Genomic DNA, 17,322 nt, shown 5'->3' with positions numbered 1-17,322 from the left:
TATGCTAAAAGAGAGAAGTCAATCTTTTAAAGTTTTATTTGTAGGAATTGATTTATTGAGTTCTATTATTAGTTTTGGTATCGCTTTTGCTATACGTTACTTTGTTCAAGATGAATCTTTTTTCTATATCGGAATTATAGATATTTCTAATTACGCTTTACTCGGCGTTACCCTTGCGATTACTCAAGTGGCTGCTTTTATTTCTATTGATTTGTATCACCCTAGAAGAGGGCTTTCTATCTTAGATGAGTTTTTAGCGATTGTAAGCGGGGTTTTGTTGAATCTGCTTATTATACTTTCTCTTTTATTTTTTTTCCGAAAGGAAAGTTTTTCAAGGCTTGTAATCATTTATTATACGGTAATCAATATTGTAGTGACGAGTTTTATTCATTCAGTAATGAGGGGTATCCTGAAGAATTTAAGAAAAAGAGGGTACAATCTTAGAAAAGTAATTATTATCGGAACAGGGAAATCTGCCATTCGTTTTGCAGAGATTATTAAAAAACACAATATCTATGGTTACAAGGTAGAAGGACTTCTTAGGTCTAAGTCTTCTCTACCTAAGGGAGTCGATCTGAAGGTGCTCGGAAGTGTTAAGGATATCGAAAAAATTATCAAAGAGCACAAGCCCGATCTTTTTGTTTATGCGCTAAATCTAAAAGAAGGCGAGTATCTAAAAAGTATAATTGAAATATGTGACTTTGAAAATGTGGATTTGAAAATTATTCCTGACTTTACGGAGTTCATAACCGCAAAGGGGAGAGTAGAGGACATTGAGGGCTTGCCTATAATCTCTATTAGAAATATTCCGATTCGTCTCGGTTATAACCGATTTATCAAAAGAACGTTTGATTTTATTTTTTCTTCCATGTTCATACTTTTCTTTTCTCCATTTTATGTTTTGATTGCTCTACTTGTCAAACTTTCATCTAAAGGAGAGATTTTTATACGACAAGAAAGAGTGGGACTTGATAATAAGAAATTCTTTATGTTGAAATTTCGATCTATGTATGTGCAAGATAAACAAAAATCAGATACAGTTTGGACTACAAAAAATGATCCAAGAGTCACACCGATTGGTCAAATTTTAAGAAAATTATCGTTGGATGAAACTCCTCAGTTTTTCAATGTGTTCATGGGAAGTATGTCTGTAGTAGGTCCAAGACCTGAAAGACCTTTTTATGTAGAAGAGTTCAAGAAAAAACACACCCAATACATGCGCCGTCACGCAGTGAAAGCAGGAATAACAGGTTGGGCACAGATAAATGGGCTTAGGGGAGATACTTCAATTGAAGAAAGAATCGAGGCAGATATTTTCTATATTGAAAATTGGTCGCTTTTATTCGATTTGAAAATTGTACTACTCACTCCATTGAAAGGAATGTTAAGTAAAAATGCGTATTAGAGGATAAAGATGAATAAAAAAGAATTATTAGAAATTGCAAATCTTGCAAAATTGAAAATTGGCGAAGGAGAAATTTCTTCGTTTTTGGAAGACTTCAATAGTATCGTAAGTTATGTGGATTCAGTAAAAGAGTTGAATGTGACTGATATGGACATGGATGAAATTTATCTGAATCATGAAAATTCTTTGAGATTGGATGAGGTGCAAAATACTTTAACAAGAGATTCCATTTCTTCTTTTGCACCAAAGTTTGAGAATGGATATATTGTAGTTCCAAGGGTGATTGAAACATGAATTTTATGAAATATTCCGAAATCAAAAAAAATCTAAATGAGAAAAAGATTTCCTCTGAAGAAGTTTGCAAAATCTACCTGAAAAGAATTGAAGAAGTAGAACCAAAGATAAACGCTTTTTTAGAAATGAATTTTGAAGAAATTATGCGTCAGGCGAAATTGAGTGACCAGAGGAGAAGTTCTGGAAAGCCACTTTCTGAATTGGATGGGATTCCGATAGGAATAAAAGACAATATATGTATTCAAGGAGTAAAAACTACTTGTGCCTCTAAGATTTTAGAAAATTTTATTTCTCCGTACGATGCAACTGCTATAACCAAGTTAAAAGAAAAGGGGCTTGTACTTTTTCCAAGACTGAATATGGATGAATTTGCAATGGGGTCTTCGACAGAAAATTCTGCATTCCAGATTACTAAAAATCCGTTTGATACTACAAGAATTCCGGGTGGATCCAGTGGTGGCTCGGCAGCATCGGTGGCAGCTTCAATGCTTCCTATTGCATTAGGCTCTGATACTGGAGGCTCTATACGTCAGCCGGCATCGCTTTGTGGAGTGTGGGGTTTAAAACCGACTTATGGTACTGTGTCTCGTTATGGACTTGTGGCTTACGCATCGAGTTTAGATCAGATTGGTCCAATATCCAATGATCCGACAGGTATTTCCGATATTTTAGAAGTAATTTCTGGATTCGATTCAAATGATAGTACCTCTGCAAAAAGAAAGTCGTTTTCTTTTTCATCTTCTGATAAAGTTGCGATAAAAGATTTAAAAATCGGAATTATGGCAAATGAAGGAAAAGACTGGGACGCGGACGTATATAAAGAATTTCAGAGAGCCATTGAAATCTTAAAAAAAAGTGGTGCTAAAATTTATGAATTAGACTTTTCTTTGCATTCTTATTCGATTCCAATTTATTATTTAATAGCCACGGCAGAATGCTCGTCCAACTTATCTCGCTTCGACGGAATTCGATTCGGGCTAAGAAAAGAATCTTCTAAATTAGAAGATCTGTATTTAGATTCGAGGACAGAAGGGTTTGGGAAAGAAGTAAAAAGAAGAATTATACTTGGCACTTTTGCGCTTTCTTCAGGGTATTACGAAGCGTATTACGGTAAAGCACTTGCTGCAAGAAGAGTTATTCGGAAAAACTATAAAGATTTTTTTGAAAAAGTAGATTTTATTTTACAGCCTACTTCTCCTACGACTGCGTTTAAAATTGGAGAGAAAACAAAAGATCCAATTCAGATGTACAAAGCAGATATTATGACTACAAGCGTCAACCTTGCTGGAATTGGAGCTATAAGTATTCCTCTCGGGAAAGATTCCAAGGGTCTGCCAATCGGTTTACAAATTTCCGCAGATTCTTTTCAAGAAGGAAGGCTTCTTAGTTTTGTAAATGAATTGGATCGCTTGGGGGAGTTTATGATTGAGCTACCGAGGACGATTCAATAAATATGTCGGCTCTCACTAAAAGAGTAATTCCTTGTTTAGACGTAAAAAATGGAAGAGTAGTAAAGGGTGTTAATTTTGTAAATTTGCAAGATGCAGGGGATCCTGTTGAATGTGCAAAAACTTACGAGAAGAATTTAGCCGATGAGCTTTGCTTTCTCGATATAACAGCCTCTGTAGATAAAAGAGATATTCTAATCCACTTGGTCGAAGAGGTAGCCAATACTATATTTATTCCTTTCACAGTCGGTGGAGGAATCAGGACGTTAGCCGACATTCGTTATGTACTTACGAGGGGGGCAGATAAAGTATCCATAAACACCGCAGGGTTTCAAAATCCGAAACTTTTTAAAGAAGCGAGTGAAATTTATGGCTCTCAGTGCATAGTTTGTGCTATAGATGCAAAATTTAACAAAGAAAGAGAACGTCAAGAAGTTTACTTAAATGGCGGACGCACTGAAACAGGAAGAGAAATCTTGGATTGGGCATTGGAGGCAGAAAGTTACGGGTGTGGCGAAATCTTACTCACTTCAATGGATAGGGATGGCACAAAGGATGGTTACGATATTCCTTTATTGAAGTTAGTCACTTCCAATGTAAAAATTCCTGTGATTGCTAGCGGAGGAGCAGGTGGTGCCGAGCATCTTGTAGAGGCAATCTTACGAGGAGGAGCAGACGCAGTTTTAGCAGCGTCTATTTTTCATTTTCAGGAAGAATCGATTCTCGAAGTTAAAAAAAGTATGAGGGAAATGGGAATTTCAGTCAGATTATGAATGGCTTCTCAAATTCTATTGATCTTATTGTAATCGGAATATTTTTATTTTTCACTTTTGGTTTGTCCCTATTTTTTAGAAAAAGAAATCAGAGTCTTAGAGAGTATTTTCAGAGCGAAGGGAAACTTTCTTGGTTTGTGGCGGGTACTGGAATGGTGGCTACAACTTTTGCGGCTGACACTCCTCTGGCAGTTACAGAGCTTGTTTTTGAAAACGGAATTTCAGGAAATTGGGTTTGGTGGTCAATGTCGGTTGGTTCCATTATTACCGCATATTTTTTTGCTCCACTTTGGAAAAGATCGGGTGCTATTACAGATATAGAGTTGATAAAAATTCGCTACAGTGGTAAAGCCTCTGAAGTTTTAAGAATAATTAAGTCGATATACTTCGGTTTATTCGTAAATGTACTGGTGATGTCTTGGGTAAATTTGGCTCTATTGAAAATAGTAAAAACTCTCATGCCACAGTTTTATCCTGAAGTCTTGGTTATTGTATTTTTTTTATTCGCTTTTGTTTATACTGCTGTAGTGGGTCTTACAGGTATATCGTACTTAGATACATTTCAGTTTTTTTTTGCAATGTTTGGTTGTGTTCTATTAAGTGTATATGCAATAGGGCTTCCAGAGATTGGCGGAATCAGTGGGCTAATAGAAAAATTACCCAAAGAGAAACTTTTTATGATGCCAGATTTTTCGATAGAATCAAATAGCAAAGGAGTTTGGACTTTCGTAATTCTTTTATGCGTAGTGTGGTGGTCGAGCTGGTATCCGGGAGCAGAGCCGGGAGGAGGTGGGTATATCGCACAACGCATCATGGCTACAAAAAATGTTCGATCTTCGGTTTATTCTGCTTTGTATTTTACAATAGCCCATTATTTTCTAAGACCATGGCCTTGGATTTTGGTTGCTCTTGTCGGTGTAGTGTTGTATCCGGGGCTTTCTCAAAATGAAAGTGGCAATGGCTTTGTACTTGTGATGCAAAAGGCTCTACCTGAGGGGATGTTTGGATTACTCATTGCTGGTTTTATTGCAGCGTATCTTTCTACTATTGCTACCCACTTGAATTGGGGAGCATCTTATATCGTGAACGATTTTTATAAGCCATACGTTAGACGAAATAGAGAAGATGTACATTATATCCGATTTTCCATGTTTATTCAATTTGTATTTGTTGTAGTATCATTATTCATCACTTTTTTTTGGATACAAACCGTATCCGGAGTTTGGGTTTTCTTGATAGAGTGTGCTTCAGGGATTGGTTTCGTACTAATGGCAAGATGGTACTGGTGGAGAATAAACGTTTTTAGCGAAATTGGGGCTTTTGTGTTTTCTATAATTTTTTATGTAATAGGAAAGTATGGCTTTCACTTACAGTTTCCTTTTACGGTTGCATTCACATCCTTTTCAACTGTAGCGTGTGTCGTCCTAATTTCTTTTTTTACTCCTTCTACCGATAAAAAAATATTGGAAAATTTTTATAAGACCGTGAAGCCATCGGGACTGCTCTGGAAAAGATGGGCTAAGTCGAACGGAGTTTTCTTGAATAGAGAAGGAGTTTCTATTCTTAGGTTGATACTTTTATCTGTTGCAGGCCTTGGACTAATTTTTAGCGGACTTTTGAATTGGATTTTTATATTTTGGCAAATACCTATATTTTTTATATTCTATTTTTGTTTTTTGTATTTCACTTTATATAACAATAAGGTATTTTCCTGTTGAGTATTCAGAAAAAAATTAAATCTATCCAGAGTTTTAGTTACTATAGTATTGCAAAAGTTTTTGTAATTGTATTTTTTATTGCACGACCCGTACATTCTGAAGAAGCTAAAAATAACTCCTCATTTTATTTGAGTGAAAGTAAAAAATTAGACGAGAATGAGTTAAGGCATAAAAAAGAAGGATGGTATCCTACTGCCCTACCTATTGTTTCTTATGACCCGGTAATAGGAAATGGATTTGGCGTAATAGGAAACTTATTCGATAACGGAAAAAAAAATTCTCCTTTGTTTGAATACCAACCTTACGTTTATAAAACAAGTATATATCTATTCAAATCTTCGGGGAGAGCAGAATCTTATGGAATAGATTTTGACTCACCTTATCTATTCAATACACCTTATAGGTTAAAGTTGAGTTTAAGCTATGATAGAAATCCAAATACGCAATATTTTGGAATAGGGGAATCAACTATGAAACCTCTAACGTATAGAACAAAGAACCTATCGTCAGAGAACTTGCACGAAAATGCACAATTTTCAGAAATGGAAGATGCCTATTCCTATAGAAGACCATCTAATTCGCCTAACGCTCCAAGGTATGTAAGTGATGTCGATAAGAACGTTTACGATTTTGGGTCAACTACATTAAGTATCTTACTTGACAGAACTTTTTTTGGTGCCTTTCGGATTTTATTCTCTCCCGAATTTTCACAAAATGTGATCCGAACCTACGATTATAAAACAGACAATCCAAATAGACAAAATTCAAATTTGAAGAAAGCAAAAGACCCTCTTACCGGTTGGGAGAGCTTGACACCAAACGGTAAATCACAATTAACAGAAGACTATGAAAGTAAAAAAATTTTAGGTTATCATGGAGGTAATATAAATTACATTAGATTTGGTTTGATGTATGATACCAGAGATTTTGAGCCTGACCCCGATAGTGGAGTTGTTGTGGAGTTGAACCACGCAAAAGTTGGAAAACTCACAGGCTCAGATTTTGAATTTTCTAAAACTTTATTGCAATTCAAATATTTTAAAATGCCTTTGCCGCAATATTTTGAAGAGCTTGTAATTTCCAGTCGAGCTTTAATTAATTATACAAAGGGGAGTGCACCTTTTTTTGAATACAAATATATTTGGAGTGCTGACGGGCCGATAGACGGGCTTGGAGGACTTCAAACTATTCGAGGGTATCGTCAAGAAAGATTTGTAGCTCCGGTAATGGGTGTCGCCAATTTAGAGATTCGATGGAGGTTTGCGACTATTAAAAAAGGTGATGAACTTTTTACGTTTAGCCTTGTTCCTTTTTTTGATACAGGTAGAGTTTGGGAGGATCCGAATCATATTCATTTGAAGGGTTATGCAAGGTCACACGGTATTGGGCTTAGAGCAATCTGGAATCAAGCCACTGTAGTTCTTTTGGATTATGCAAAATCAAAAGAGGGCAGCCAAGTATTTTTGGATTTTAATCATATTTTTTAATATGTGAAAAAGACAGAATTATGGATAAAAACATTAAAAAAATTAAAACAAAACTTTTTTAAAATGGTCAATAGAATCTGCCATGCTGTTATCGATACTATCTTGAATACTTTTGATAATCGTAAAATTAATTAGATAAATCAATAAAATAAACAAAAGATAGGAAAATATAATAGTATAAACTTTTATTTTCAGTGTGAGCATCTTTTCATACAATTTCTTGTTTAGATACAAATGGAGTGAGTTATTGAATTCGATATAGTTGCTTGTTAGGTTACTCATTTCACGAAAAGCCGGAATGAAGTTAGAGCTTTCTGAGTTGGATAGATTTTTATCAATGGACTTAGACAACTTTTTTGTATTCAACAAAAGAGAATCGAATTGAGCAATAGTTTTATTGTCTAAGTCGGGGCTATATTTTTTAGCAAACTCCATTCCGGTAGAGATTTGTTCTGAATAGATATCTATGGAAGATGCGATTCCTTTGATTTTTAATTTTTCAGAAATAGGGAGCGTTGATTTAGAAAAAGCCATGGCACTTTCTAATTTCAGTTGCCCGAGACTTTCTAAAAGATGGGGTAGAATTCTTGTAGTTAGTAGTTCGATATAAAGAGTGTCGGAAGATGAATCTTTATTTAAGTTAGTAGAGTCTGCGAAATATTTACTTAGGTATAGATATTTTGTGATTAAATTTGTGTGCTTGGTTAAATTCGCCTCCAGGGATTTTTGTTTATCATTTTTTAAGGAGAACCAATCAACAGAAATATCTTGATGGGCAGTTTCATCAAAAAAATAGTTTCTTGTTTCATTTTGTAAGATAGATATTTTATTTAGAGTTTCTTCAATTTGTTTTTCACTTTGAATAAGCTTTTCTTTAAAATTAGAATCCCCACTTAGTAGAATAGCACTCGAGGCTCTATGTGTTGAGATTTTTTCTGTTAAGTCTGAAAAATAAATTAGATAGTCAGACCCAAAGCTTTTTTTTTGATAGAAGTCGTATTCTTGTGTAAATCGGACAAGAGAAGAGGCAGAAATGATTGTGAGTATAGTAAGAAAAAAGATATTTAGAAAAATTAGTCTTGTTTGAATTGAATAGCGATATATCCAATGCAAATATTTGAGCTTAAAGTCTGTAAATTTTTTCCCATTCGATAGGCGATTGTATAAACGTTGAGCTTTATTTATCTGTCTTTCGGTTGGTTTTTTTCTGACAGAAATATACCCTAATACATTTCCTTTCTCATCAAACGTGGGACTAATAAGCGCATCTACCCAGTAGAAGCCACCCGATTTTGTTTTGTTTTTTAATACCCCTCTCCAAGGAATTCTTTTATGAAGATGGTTCCACATATTTTCAAAAATACTTTTTGGTATATCGGAGTGGCGGATGATATTGTGAGATTTTCCTAACAGCTCTTTCTCTGAAAATCCGCTAATTTGGATGAAATCGTCATTTACATAAGTGATGACTCCTTTTAGGTTTGTTTTTGAAATGATTCTTGAATCATCACTCAATACAACTTCTTCTTTGTGAAGACTGTCTTTTGACTTGTCTAATTTTATATTCAATTTCAAAAACCTTCTCAATAAATATTGGACGATATTTTTTTATATTTAGTCTAACCGTAAAAAAAATGTAAGTGTAAATATAAGGATTTTTATGATTTTATCACCTAAGATTAGAATAAATATAAAAATCTATTTTTGTCAATAAATATCTTTAGTGACACATCCCATAATAAGACTCTGGATGTTTGAATTTTCCTTGTTCTATTCTATATTTCAGACAATTTAGAGAGAAAATCTAAATTGAATGCTTTTTGTAGATAAATAATTTGGTCTAAGAAATGAAAAGCACTGACCTGTTATGAGTTTTCTTTTTGAAGAAAATATAGTGTTAAAAGAAAAAATCAAGAATTTAAAAAATTCTTCCGGTTGCTATCTTTGGAAAAATAAAAATTCAGAAATTATTTACGTAGGGAAGGCTACCGATATTTCTTCAAGAGTCAGGAGCTATCTCAATCCTAACCAGAGCGACTTAAAGACAAGATACCTTCAAAGTGAAATTTATGATTTAGATTGGATTTTAACAAATTCAGAAGTAGAGGCTTTGATTTTAGAAGCCAACCTGATTAAAAAATACAACCCAAGGTTTAACGTAAGGTTGAAGGATGATAAAAAGTATCCTTACATCTGCGTATCTACAGACGAAGAATTTCCTATGGTTTATCTCACTCGAAATGTAAAAGACGACAAGAAGAAATATTTTGGACCCTTTACCGATGTAAAAGGAGCGAGGGACCTACTTTCTGTAATCCATAAATTTTTTCCTATTCGCAAAACGTATCAAAAACTTCCGGCAAAACCAAAACGCCCCTGTATAAATTTTCAAATGGGAAGATGCTTGGCTCCTTGCACTGGAAAGGTAACTCAGGATGAGTATTGGGTAATTGTAAACCAAGTATTAAAATTTTTGGAAGGAAAAAAGGAGGATTTGATAAAAGAATTAAAACTCAAAATGGGAAATCATTCTAAAAATTTAGAATACGAAGCAGCGAAACGATACAGGGATATTATTCAAAATGTAAGCCTCTATCAGAAAAAGCAATTGGTTGTGAGTATCGATGGAGGCGATGAAGATATTTTTGCTTTTGCAAGAAGAGATGATGATGGGCAGGCAGTAATTTTTGAAGTTAGAGAGGGAAAGTTAGAATCCAAAAAAACTTTTGCCTTGCAAGGGTTGGAATATTCAACACAAAGAGAGGTGATTAGCTCATTTTTAAGAGATTATTATGTAAACGCGAAGTTTATTCCGAGAACAATTTTTCTTCCTGAGAACATAAAAGACGAAGCAAATGTTTTGTTAGAGCATATTGCTAAAATAACCGGCTTTTCGGTAAAGATAAAGTTCCCTTCCAAAGGTGAAAAAGCCTCCCTCATTCGGCTTGCGGAAAGAAATGCAGAGCTGAATTTAACAGAAAGAATTTTAGCGCTAAAATACAAAGACCAGTCTTCTGCACTAAAAGAGCTGAAAGAAATTTTGAAGTTAGGCGATACACCTAACATCATTGAGTGTTATGATATTAGCCATTTTCAAGGTAGTGAGCCTGTTGCAAGCGGGGTGATGTTCTTAGAAGGTAAGCCATTCAAAACCGGATATAGAAATTACCGGATAAAAAGCCATAAAGGAATCAATGACCCTGCCATGATCCACGAAGTGATTGCAAGAAGGCTACAGAAACTTTTAAATGAAGGGGAATCGATCCCTGATCTTATTGTGATTGATGGGGGGCTAACCCAGTTGACCAGAGCTTGTGAGGCAGCGCTTGCCTTAGACTTGAAAAATCTTCCTATCATAGGGCTTGCCAAAAAAAGAGAAGAAATATATTTTCCGGGAGAGAAAACTCCCTACCAATTCGATAAAAATTCTCCTGCGATGAGACTTCTCAGGCATATCCGAGACGAGACACATAGGTTTGGGGTGAAATTCCACAGAAGTAGAAGAAACAAAGAAACCTTAAAGTCCATTCTTAGTGAAATCAGTGATATAGGAATTGAAAGAAGAAAAAGTATATCGGCTTATTTTGCCGGTAAAAAGAAAATACAAGATGCGAGTAAGAATGAATTAATGGAAATTCCCGGAATCGGAGAAAAGTTAGCAAATTCTATTTACGAAAAAATTCAAACTCTATCAAGAAAAAATTGAAACGATGTCGTATAACGTCTTTAATTCAACTGAATAGTCTAAAATTTCCCCTTCTACTGCATGGCCAAAAGTGCAAAAAGCAAAAGGGGTGTCTGCATTGACACTGGCGTCTCTATCGGAGGCTCTGTCTCCTACCATTAGAATTTGGTTCCCAGACAATTGGTATTTTTGTTTGTAGTGGATTAATATATCTCCCTTAGTCTGTATGTCTTTATAATTTAATATTGCTATATCATCAAAAAATTGAATTGCATCGATTCTTTTTAAAATCGTTTCCACATATTTTCTTCTTCCATTGGAGGCTGCAGTGATCAAAAAATTTCTTTTTTTTAGTTCATGGATTGTCTCTTTTGCATTCGGATAAATATACCCTTCACCGTTTTCGATTCTTTTACATAAAAAATCTAATACACTGTCCGAAATAATATCCCTATCGTTTTCAGGAAGCTCGGGGAGAAGATTTTGAAAAATAGTTTTTACAGGCTTGCCGATTTGTAGCATGATTTTTTCGTGGGATGGCATTGAAATCGGCTTTCCGAATTTTTCTGAAAAATTTTGAATAGATTCTTTGTAAACGTCTGAAATAATACCTTCTGATGAAAATACAGTTCCGTCTATATCAAAGGCGATCATTTTTATTTTTGAAGGCTCTAAATTTAACATGAATTTGTTTACCGAAAATCTATTTTTTTTCTATGGTGTTTTTTGGCTATATTGATTTTGTATAAACTGTATGTCTATTCAAGAGGAAATTAAGGAAAATAGAAAAGCTCTTTTTCAAAAAGTGGAGTGGAATAATTACACGAGCCAGTTGAGAAATCGAGTTCATTCTGCGGATTTAAAAAAATATTTTTTACTCACCGAAAGTGAGAAGGAAGGAATCTTAAAGTCTATTCGGTTGAATGTAGGAGTAACTCCTTACTATTTGTCTCTTTCTGATCCCTTTGACTACAATTGTCCTATTCGAAAAATGATCGTTCCAAGAATTGAAGAAAGTATTTTTTCACATGAAGAGTCTTTGGATCCTTTGCACGAAGAAAGGCTTTCCCCTGTTACAGGTTTAACCCGAATGTATAAGGATAGAGTACTCTTATTTGCCAACCATGAGTGTTCTGTATATTGCAGGCACTGTATGAGAGGAAGAAAAGTTTCGGATAATAAAAACAGGATGGACAAAGAAAAGTTAGAGTCTTGTTTTCAGTATATCGAAAAAAATGAAGATATAACCGATGTAGTTATATCTGGTGGAGATCCTTTTAATTTATCTGATTCAAAAATAGATTGGATTTTGAAAAAATTGCATAGCATCCAGAATGTAAAAATTGCAAGAATCGGTACGCGTAACCCGGTCACTTTGCCAATGCGACTAACGCACAACCTATTAAAAATTATCGAGAAATACAATAATGACTTTCTTTCTATATTTTGCAACACCCAGTTCAATCACGAGAAAGAATGTACAGAAGAAGCCAAGGGTGCCATATTAAAATTGTTGAAAGCAGGGGTGAGTGTAGGAAACCAGTGTGTTATTTTAAAAGGAATCAATGATTCAGGCGAGGTTATGTTGTCCTTGCATAAAAAACTTTTGGAGCTGAGGGTTAGAGCATACTATATGTATGACCCGGAGCTGATACCCGGTTCAAGGGGATTTAGAACTCCTTTGCAAAAAGGAATAGAAATTATAGAATACATGAGAGGAAAAATTGCTGGAATGGGGATTCCGAGTTTTGTAACTGATCTTCCCGGAGGTGGTGGAAAGGTGACTCTATCACCAAACTGGTATATTGGCTTTCACAAAAAATCTAGAAACCACGTTTTTCAATCGGCTGCCAAAAAAACCTACCACTTTAGCTTTGAGCCAATCGATTCAAGCTATGATAGCTTATACAAAGAAATCGACGATGAGTTATATCAAAAAATACAAAACGAAATGGAATCTAAATGAAAAAAATAGTTTTACTCAACGCAGATATAAGCGATAGTTTTTCTAATTTGAAAAATACATTTAAGCAAGAATGGGAATCTAAAGATAGTATAGAAAAATTAAAACATACAATACAAAAACTTGGGTACAGTGCAATTTTAATCGAGCCGAAAAAAGATTATGATAAACTTTTAACAATTTGTAAAAAAATCATAAAAGAGGTTCATCTTGGTAAAATACATAGAGAAGAAGTTATATTTTTTAATTTAGTAGAAGGTTTTTTTTCCAGAAATAGAGAAGGCTATATCCCTTCTATTGCAGAGTTTTTTGGATTTCCTCATACCGGGTCGGATTCTTACGCTCAATCCATCACTCTGAATAAAAATTTATGCAAGCTATTTGCTAAGAAATTAAAAATTCCTGTAAAAAATCATTTTCTAATTAGAAATAATGAAGAATTAAAAAAAATCAAACTGAAAAGTAAAAAATATTTTTGGAAGCCCAATCTAGAAGGATCCGGGATTGCTATTGATATCAAAAATATTTTGAGTAGTCAAAATGATTTGACTCACTTGGAGAAAGAAATTAATAAATACTCGGAGTTACTAATCGAAGAGTATCTTCCGGGAGACGAGTTGACTATAGGCGTTATGGGGAATCGAGGAAAATATAAGGCTACACAACTTGCAAAAGTTACTTACCCGGGGAGAGTCTATGGATATGCAGTTAAGTCAAAGTCAAAAATGCCGGAAAGATTAGAGTTCGGATTTGACAAAGATCAAGAAAAGAAACTGCAAGGCTACTCTATCAGGCTTTCGGAAGAGATTGGAGTGAGTGGTTATGCAAGATATGATTTTAAATGCGATGAAAAAGGGAACCCTTATTTTTTAGAAGGGAATTTGACTTGTGGTTTGAGTATTCAATACAGTACTTTTCCGATTTGTTATACTCATTCGTTTCAGAAGAAGTATTCCGATATGGTAGAAGAAATTCTAAATTTAGCGGTTGAAGAGTTTAAAGAAAAAAGATTCTTGTACGGAAAGATGCGATTAGAGTAGATTATGATTCCTTTTGAATATAAACTCATCAGAAGAAGAGGGCATAAAAACATATCTATAAGTGTATATAGAGATAGAAGGGTGATTGTAACTGTAGATAGAAATATTACTAATTCACAGCTAAGAGAATTTATAGAAGAAAAGACTTCTTGGGTCAAGAGTCGAATAAACAGTCTTCCACCGGAAAAAAAAAGCCCCCAGTTCAAAGATGGACAAAAATTTTTATTTGCAAATCAATTGTACGAATTGAAAATTTGTAATTCCAATGTAAATTCAATTGAGTACGAGAATTCATGTCTCTTCGTGAAGGTTAAAAATAAATTAAAAGAAAACGAAAGGTCTCAGATGATAAAGCAACTGATGATTGTATTTTGCAAGAGGATGATGAAGGTGTTGGTTGCAGAAAAAATTCAAAACTATAAAAACCTAATCGGAAAAGAACCAAATAATATTCGGATCAAAGACTGCAAGACAAAATGGGGGAGTGCATCGAGTTTAGGGAATTTGAATTTTCATTGGAAAATATTGTTACTTCCGGAAAATATCCAGAATTATATTATACTCCATGAGATGACGCATCTGATACATCCAAACCATTCTAAGGAATTTTATACATTTTTAGAAAAAGTATATCCAGATAGAAAAGATGCCGAGCTCTGGTTGAAAAAAAATGGGAACGATATTGACATCGAGCCTATGGATGAATATAGAAATCAGTGACGAGTTATTTTTTTTAGAATTTGTAAAAATAAGATTCCAAAAAGTGGGACTAAGGGCAGATACAAAAATAGGGTAAAATATCTGTACCCTCTCAAATACGGGAAAAGTTTTCTAATCCCAAAAAAGTGAGGGTATCGAGTATTGCGAAAAATAAACTGAGTGTTTCCTGTCAATAGCTCCAAGGATAAGTCCTTGTGAATATTTTGGATTTCTTTGTCACTCAAGTTTCTAAAGGACAAAAAATGGATATTTTTATTCAGGCATCTTTCTTGTAAGTAATTTGCTGTCTTTGTGCAAAATGGGCATTTCCCGTCATAAAAAAATACATCCATCTCTATTCAGAAAAATCTGCCTCCAAGGCTAACATAAACTTACAAATTTCTGGAATTTGTGTAACTTGTAACCCGATCCAATAAATATTCCAATTTTGAAATTTTTGAAATCCGTCGCATTCTTTTTGATACCAAGAATTGATCGGGTTATTTGGATTAGCTCTCCAAAAAATTGTTTGAAATTTTATTTTCATTTTATCCCAGATTTCCCTACCAATTCCTTCGCCTCTTGCAATTTCATCTACTGCAAATTTTGAGAGGAGGATTCCGAATTCAGTGTTTTGAAAAATGGCAGCACCTCTGTAATCAGATTCAATGAGTATTCCAAGAATTTCTTTTTTAAAAAATTTATCCTGAATTTTTTTTTGAAAAGCATTTTCGATCAATGATTTTAGTTTCATTTCATTAATTTTTTTATAGTCTTCAAAGAACTGAATTTTACTCCCCTTTTTAATAAAGGTACCGTTTCCCTTGATTGTGAATAATTCTTTTAGTAACAGGGCAGGGGAGGTAATGGCAATGGCTAATCTGGAATTTTTGGACTTTTCTAATAGAAATTTAGAGTTGTCTAATAATTTTTTGTCAAATTCATCTAAAGAATTTTGTTCTATGATTGGGTCATAGTCTGTTTCTAAATTGATTAAAGAAATTATTTTGTTGCTATTCTTTTTTTTTAGACCGGCTCTCTCTCTTAAAAATATTAATTTGTTTACGAATAGATTGTTTGCAATTGTCTTCAAGTATTCAAGGGTAGAAATTTTATTTTCATCAAAAACTAAAACAGGAATTCTTTTGGAGGAAATGCATTTCACGATTTCATCAAGAGTGTTATTTTCCGAGTAAAAAATATCAATCGGAAACAAAAAAAAATTTTCTGAAGATTTGAATTTTTCATAGATATTCTTAAAAAATATTTTTAAATAGTCTTCTGAAGTCTTTTCGATTACCACAGTCGGGTATAGGTTTAAGTTGTACAAAAAATTCAAATCATAATAGAAAGTTAAAAAGGATTCAGTTAAAGCCCCCTCGTCTATATAAATGATCGCAAATTTTTCAGGGCTTTGGGAACGAAAGTTTTTTAAGAAAACCTCTGAGTCTCTTGTGTTTGCAGTGATCTCTAAAAATTTTAATAGAGTGTCCTTGCCTTTCATTTCAATTGATTTCATAATTTACAATTTTTGCTTTCCAGTTTGCGATTGTGAGGTTGAGTGAGCTCTTTTGTTTCAGTTTTAAATAACCGAGTAGAGATTTATCTCCAGTGATTATCGTAAAAATAAAATTTTTGAAATTCTGTTTTATAAACTTGGAAAGATTTCCATACAAAATTTTTGCAGAATCTTTGTCTTCTAACCTTTCTCCATAAGGAGGGTTTGTGATTATATATCCTTGGTCAAAATTATTTTGGACTTCTGAAAAGTCTTTATTCTCAAATCGAATCCAATCTTCCACTCCTGCGTTTTTTGCATTCTCTATTGCAGAATTGATTGCGTGTATATTTTTATCGTAACCAAAAAGTAAAACTGAATTTGGTTTTGGAGAATTTCGCATTTCTGCTTTACCGAATAATCGATTGAATAAAGTTGAAGAGTTCATGCTTTTTATATTGATATGGGAGTTCTTTAAAAGAAGTGCTGCTTCAATTAAGATTGTTCCAGATCCACACATCGGGTCAATGATGACTTCTTCATTTTCCCAGCCAGAAAATTCCAACACTGCTTGTGCAATATTTTCACGCAAAGGTGCAACTCCACCCGAAGTCCTGTATCCCCTATTTGTAATCGAAGTAGGTGTGATGCTAAGTGAAATACTTGCATAGTTTTGATGTGAGCGAAGTATTATCAGAATATCCGGTTTGAATTTTTCTATTTGTGGCTCTTCTCCGATTTTTTTTCTAAACCTATCTAAGATAGAATCTTTGAGTCTGTACATCGCAAATCTAGAATGGCTTAAATTGTCTTTTGTATTTGATTCGATTTTGAAAGTTGTTCGGTTGGATAAAAAATTTTCCCAAGGAATTAAAATCGTTTTGTCATAAAGCTCATCCGGGTGAGTCAACTGAAACTTTGCGATTTCAAAACTTATTTTAGATGAAAATCGCGTAGAGAGGAAAAAATTTTTTAAGTTTTCTTTTTTCCCTGTAAAAAAAACTCCTCCCCTATTTTTGGAAATAATTTTTAAAGAATGGCTTGTGATTTCTCTTTCCAAAAAATCGTGTAAACCTTCTGCTACACTGGAATGGTATTGGAATTTTTCGGGGTCTATAGTTTTATCTTTCAAGAATTTAGAACCATTTTTTTAGTTCTCTTTTGTAAAACAGTGAAATTAACTACTCCCATTTCTGCAAATAGAAATTGTAATTTTCTAATTATAAAAAATTTTACAACTAAATGATTTTTTGTAGTTAGATAATTGTCAAAAAACCCCTTATTAACTAAATAGTTATTTAATAGGTATTAA

Annotated in this window: 15 protein-coding genes; 10 read left to right on the top strand and 5 right to left on the bottom strand. The window is 33.8% G+C overall.

Features of this window, described 5'->3' with window-relative positions:
* Window position 1 precedes the first annotated feature (1 nt).
* The 6 genes from HS129_06660 to HS129_06635 are packed head-to-tail and all read left to right on the top strand — an operon-like array spanning window position 2 to window position 7,125.
* On the top strand, window positions 2-1,405 hold the full coding sequence (locus HS129_06660) for an undecaprenyl-phosphate glucose phosphotransferase (GenBank protein MBE7411731.1): 1,404 nt from the start codon (window positions 2-4) through the stop codon (window positions 1,403-1,405).
* Between the two features lie 3 nt (window positions 1,406-1,408).
* A complete protein-coding gene (gene gatC, locus HS129_06655; GenBank protein ID MBE7411730.1) occupies window positions 1,409-1,699 on the top strand; it encodes an Asp-tRNA(Asn)/Glu-tRNA(Gln) amidotransferase subunit GatC in 291 nt (96 codons plus the stop codon).
* Complete coding sequence (gene gatA / locus HS129_06650; protein MBE7411729.1) at window positions 1,696-3,150, top strand: Asp-tRNA(Asn)/Glu-tRNA(Gln) amidotransferase subunit GatA; 1,455 nt, start codon at window positions 1,696-1,698, stop codon at window positions 3,148-3,150. The genes gatC and gatA overlap by 4 nt, the downstream gene beginning before the upstream one ends.
* Window positions 3,151-3,152: 2 nt before the next feature.
* Window positions 3,153-3,920, top strand: coding sequence for an imidazole glycerol phosphate synthase subunit HisF (gene hisF, locus HS129_06645; GenBank protein ID MBE7411728.1), 768 nt, complete (start codon window positions 3,153-3,155; stop codon window positions 3,918-3,920).
* Complete coding sequence (locus tag HS129_06640; GenBank protein ID MBE7411727.1) at window positions 3,917-5,638, top strand: Na+:solute symporter; 1,722 nt, start codon at window positions 3,917-3,919, stop codon at window positions 5,636-5,638. The genes hisF and HS129_06640 overlap by 4 nt, the downstream gene beginning before the upstream one ends.
* A gap of 23 nt (window positions 5,639-5,661) precedes the next feature.
* Window positions 5,662-7,125, top strand: a complete 1,464-nt coding sequence (locus HS129_06635) for a BamA/TamA family outer membrane protein (protein MBE7411726.1) — start codon at window positions 5,662-5,664, stop codon at window positions 7,123-7,125.
* A 42-nt stretch (window positions 7,126-7,167) separates the two neighbouring features.
* Here HS129_06635 and HS129_06630 read toward each other — a convergent pair whose 3' ends face one another.
* Window positions 7,168-8,694, bottom strand: a complete 1,527-nt coding sequence (locus tag HS129_06630) for a PAS domain S-box protein (GenBank protein ID MBE7411725.1) — start codon at window positions 8,692-8,694, stop codon at window positions 7,168-7,170.
* 298 nt (window positions 8,695-8,992) lie between these two features.
* Here HS129_06630 and uvrC point away from each other — a divergent pair, with 298 nt between their 5' ends.
* The gene (gene uvrC / locus HS129_06625) at window positions 8,993-10,831 is read left to right on the top strand and encodes an excinuclease ABC subunit UvrC (protein MBE7411724.1); all 1,839 of its coding nucleotides are present in this window, start codon (window positions 8,993-8,995) and stop codon (window positions 10,829-10,831) included.
* Here uvrC and HS129_06620 read toward each other — a convergent pair.
* Window positions 10,817-11,494, bottom strand: a complete 678-nt coding sequence (locus HS129_06620) for an HAD family hydrolase (protein ID MBE7411723.1) — start codon at window positions 11,492-11,494, stop codon at window positions 10,817-10,819. The two genes, uvrC and HS129_06620, sit on opposite strands and share 15 nt — an antisense overlap.
* A 70-nt stretch (window positions 11,495-11,564) precedes the next feature.
* Between HS129_06620 and HS129_06615 the strand changes: the two genes are divergently transcribed.
* The 3 genes from HS129_06615 to HS129_06605 are packed head-to-tail and all read left to right on the top strand — an operon-like array spanning window position 11,565 to window position 14,533.
* Complete coding sequence (locus HS129_06615; GenBank protein MBE7411722.1) at window positions 11,565-12,776, top strand: KamA family radical SAM protein; 1,212 nt, start codon at window positions 11,565-11,567, stop codon at window positions 12,774-12,776.
* Entirely contained in the window at window positions 12,773-13,813 is a 1,041-nt protein-coding gene (locus HS129_06610; protein MBE7411721.1) for a D-alanine--D-alanine ligase, read from the top strand. Before HS129_06615 ends, HS129_06610 begins: the two co-directional genes overlap by 4 nt.
* A 3-nt stretch (window positions 13,814-13,816) precedes the next feature.
* Window positions 13,817-14,533 carry a M48 family metallopeptidase gene (locus tag HS129_06605; protein MBE7411720.1) on the top strand — a complete coding sequence of 239 codons (717 nt, stop codon included), beginning with the start codon at window positions 13,817-13,819 and terminating at the stop codon, window positions 14,531-14,533.
* On the opposite strand, the gene HS129_06600 is transcribed toward HS129_06605, so the two are convergent.
* From HS129_06600 to HS129_06590, 3 genes are read right to left on the bottom strand one after another with little or no spacing between them, the layout of a single operon-like run.
* Window positions 14,527-14,871 (bottom strand): DUF393 domain-containing protein, encoded by a 345-nt coding sequence (locus HS129_06600; GenBank protein ID MBE7411719.1) that lies wholly within the window; start codon window positions 14,869-14,871, stop codon window positions 14,527-14,529. The two genes, HS129_06605 and HS129_06600, sit on opposite strands and share 7 nt — an antisense overlap.
* Window positions 14,868-16,031 (bottom strand): acetylglutamate kinase, encoded by a 1,164-nt coding sequence (locus HS129_06595; protein ID MBE7411718.1) that lies wholly within the window; start codon window positions 16,029-16,031, stop codon window positions 14,868-14,870. Before HS129_06595 ends, HS129_06600 begins: the two co-directional genes overlap by 4 nt.
* Window positions 16,018-17,142 carry an N-6 DNA methylase gene (locus HS129_06590; protein MBE7411717.1) on the bottom strand — a complete coding sequence of 375 codons (1,125 nt, stop codon included), beginning with the start codon at window positions 17,140-17,142 and terminating at the stop codon, window positions 16,018-16,020. The genes HS129_06595 and HS129_06590 overlap by 14 nt, the downstream gene beginning before the upstream one ends.
* Window positions 17,143-17,322: the final 180 nt, after the last annotated feature.

Source organism: Leptospiraceae bacterium, assembly GCA_015075105.1.
GTDB lineage: Bacteria > Spirochaetota > Leptospiria > Leptospirales > Leptospiraceae > JABWCC01.
This window is presented reverse-complemented; position numbering and strand designations above follow the sequence as displayed.

Excerpts from the sequence above, each read along its gene's own strand:
- HS129_06660 (MBE7411731.1), top strand. The coding sequence starts at position 2 with ATGCTAAAAGAGAGAAGTCAATCTTTTAAAGTTTTATTTGTAGGAATT.
- gatA (MBE7411729.1), top strand. The coding sequence starts at position 1,696 with ATGAATTTTATGAAATATTCCGAAATCAAAAAAAATCTAAATGAGAAA.
- hisF (MBE7411728.1), top strand. The coding sequence starts at position 3,153 with ATGTCGGCTCTCACTAAAAGAGTAATTCCTTGTTTAGACGTAAAAAAT.
- HS129_06640 (MBE7411727.1), top strand. The coding sequence starts at position 3,917 with ATGAATGGCTTCTCAAATTCTATTGATCTTATTGTAATCGGAATATTT.
- uvrC (MBE7411724.1), top strand. The coding sequence starts at position 8,993 with ATGAGTTTTCTTTTTGAAGAAAATATAGTGTTAAAAGAAAAAATCAAG.
- HS129_06620 (MBE7411723.1), bottom strand. The coding sequence starts at position 11,494 with ATGTTAAATTTAGAGCCTTCAAAAATAAAAATGATCGCCTTTGATATA.
- HS129_06615 (MBE7411722.1), top strand. The coding sequence starts at position 11,565 with ATGTCTATTCAAGAGGAAATTAAGGAAAATAGAAAAGCTCTTTTTCAA.
- HS129_06610 (MBE7411721.1), top strand. The coding sequence starts at position 12,773 with ATGAAAAAAATAGTTTTACTCAACGCAGATATAAGCGATAGTTTTTCT.
- HS129_06605 (MBE7411720.1), top strand. The coding sequence starts at position 13,817 with ATGATTCCTTTTGAATATAAACTCATCAGAAGAAGAGGGCATAAAAAC.
- HS129_06595 (MBE7411718.1), bottom strand. The coding sequence starts at position 16,031 with ATGAAATCAATTGAAATGAAAGGCAAGGACACTCTATTAAAATTTTTA.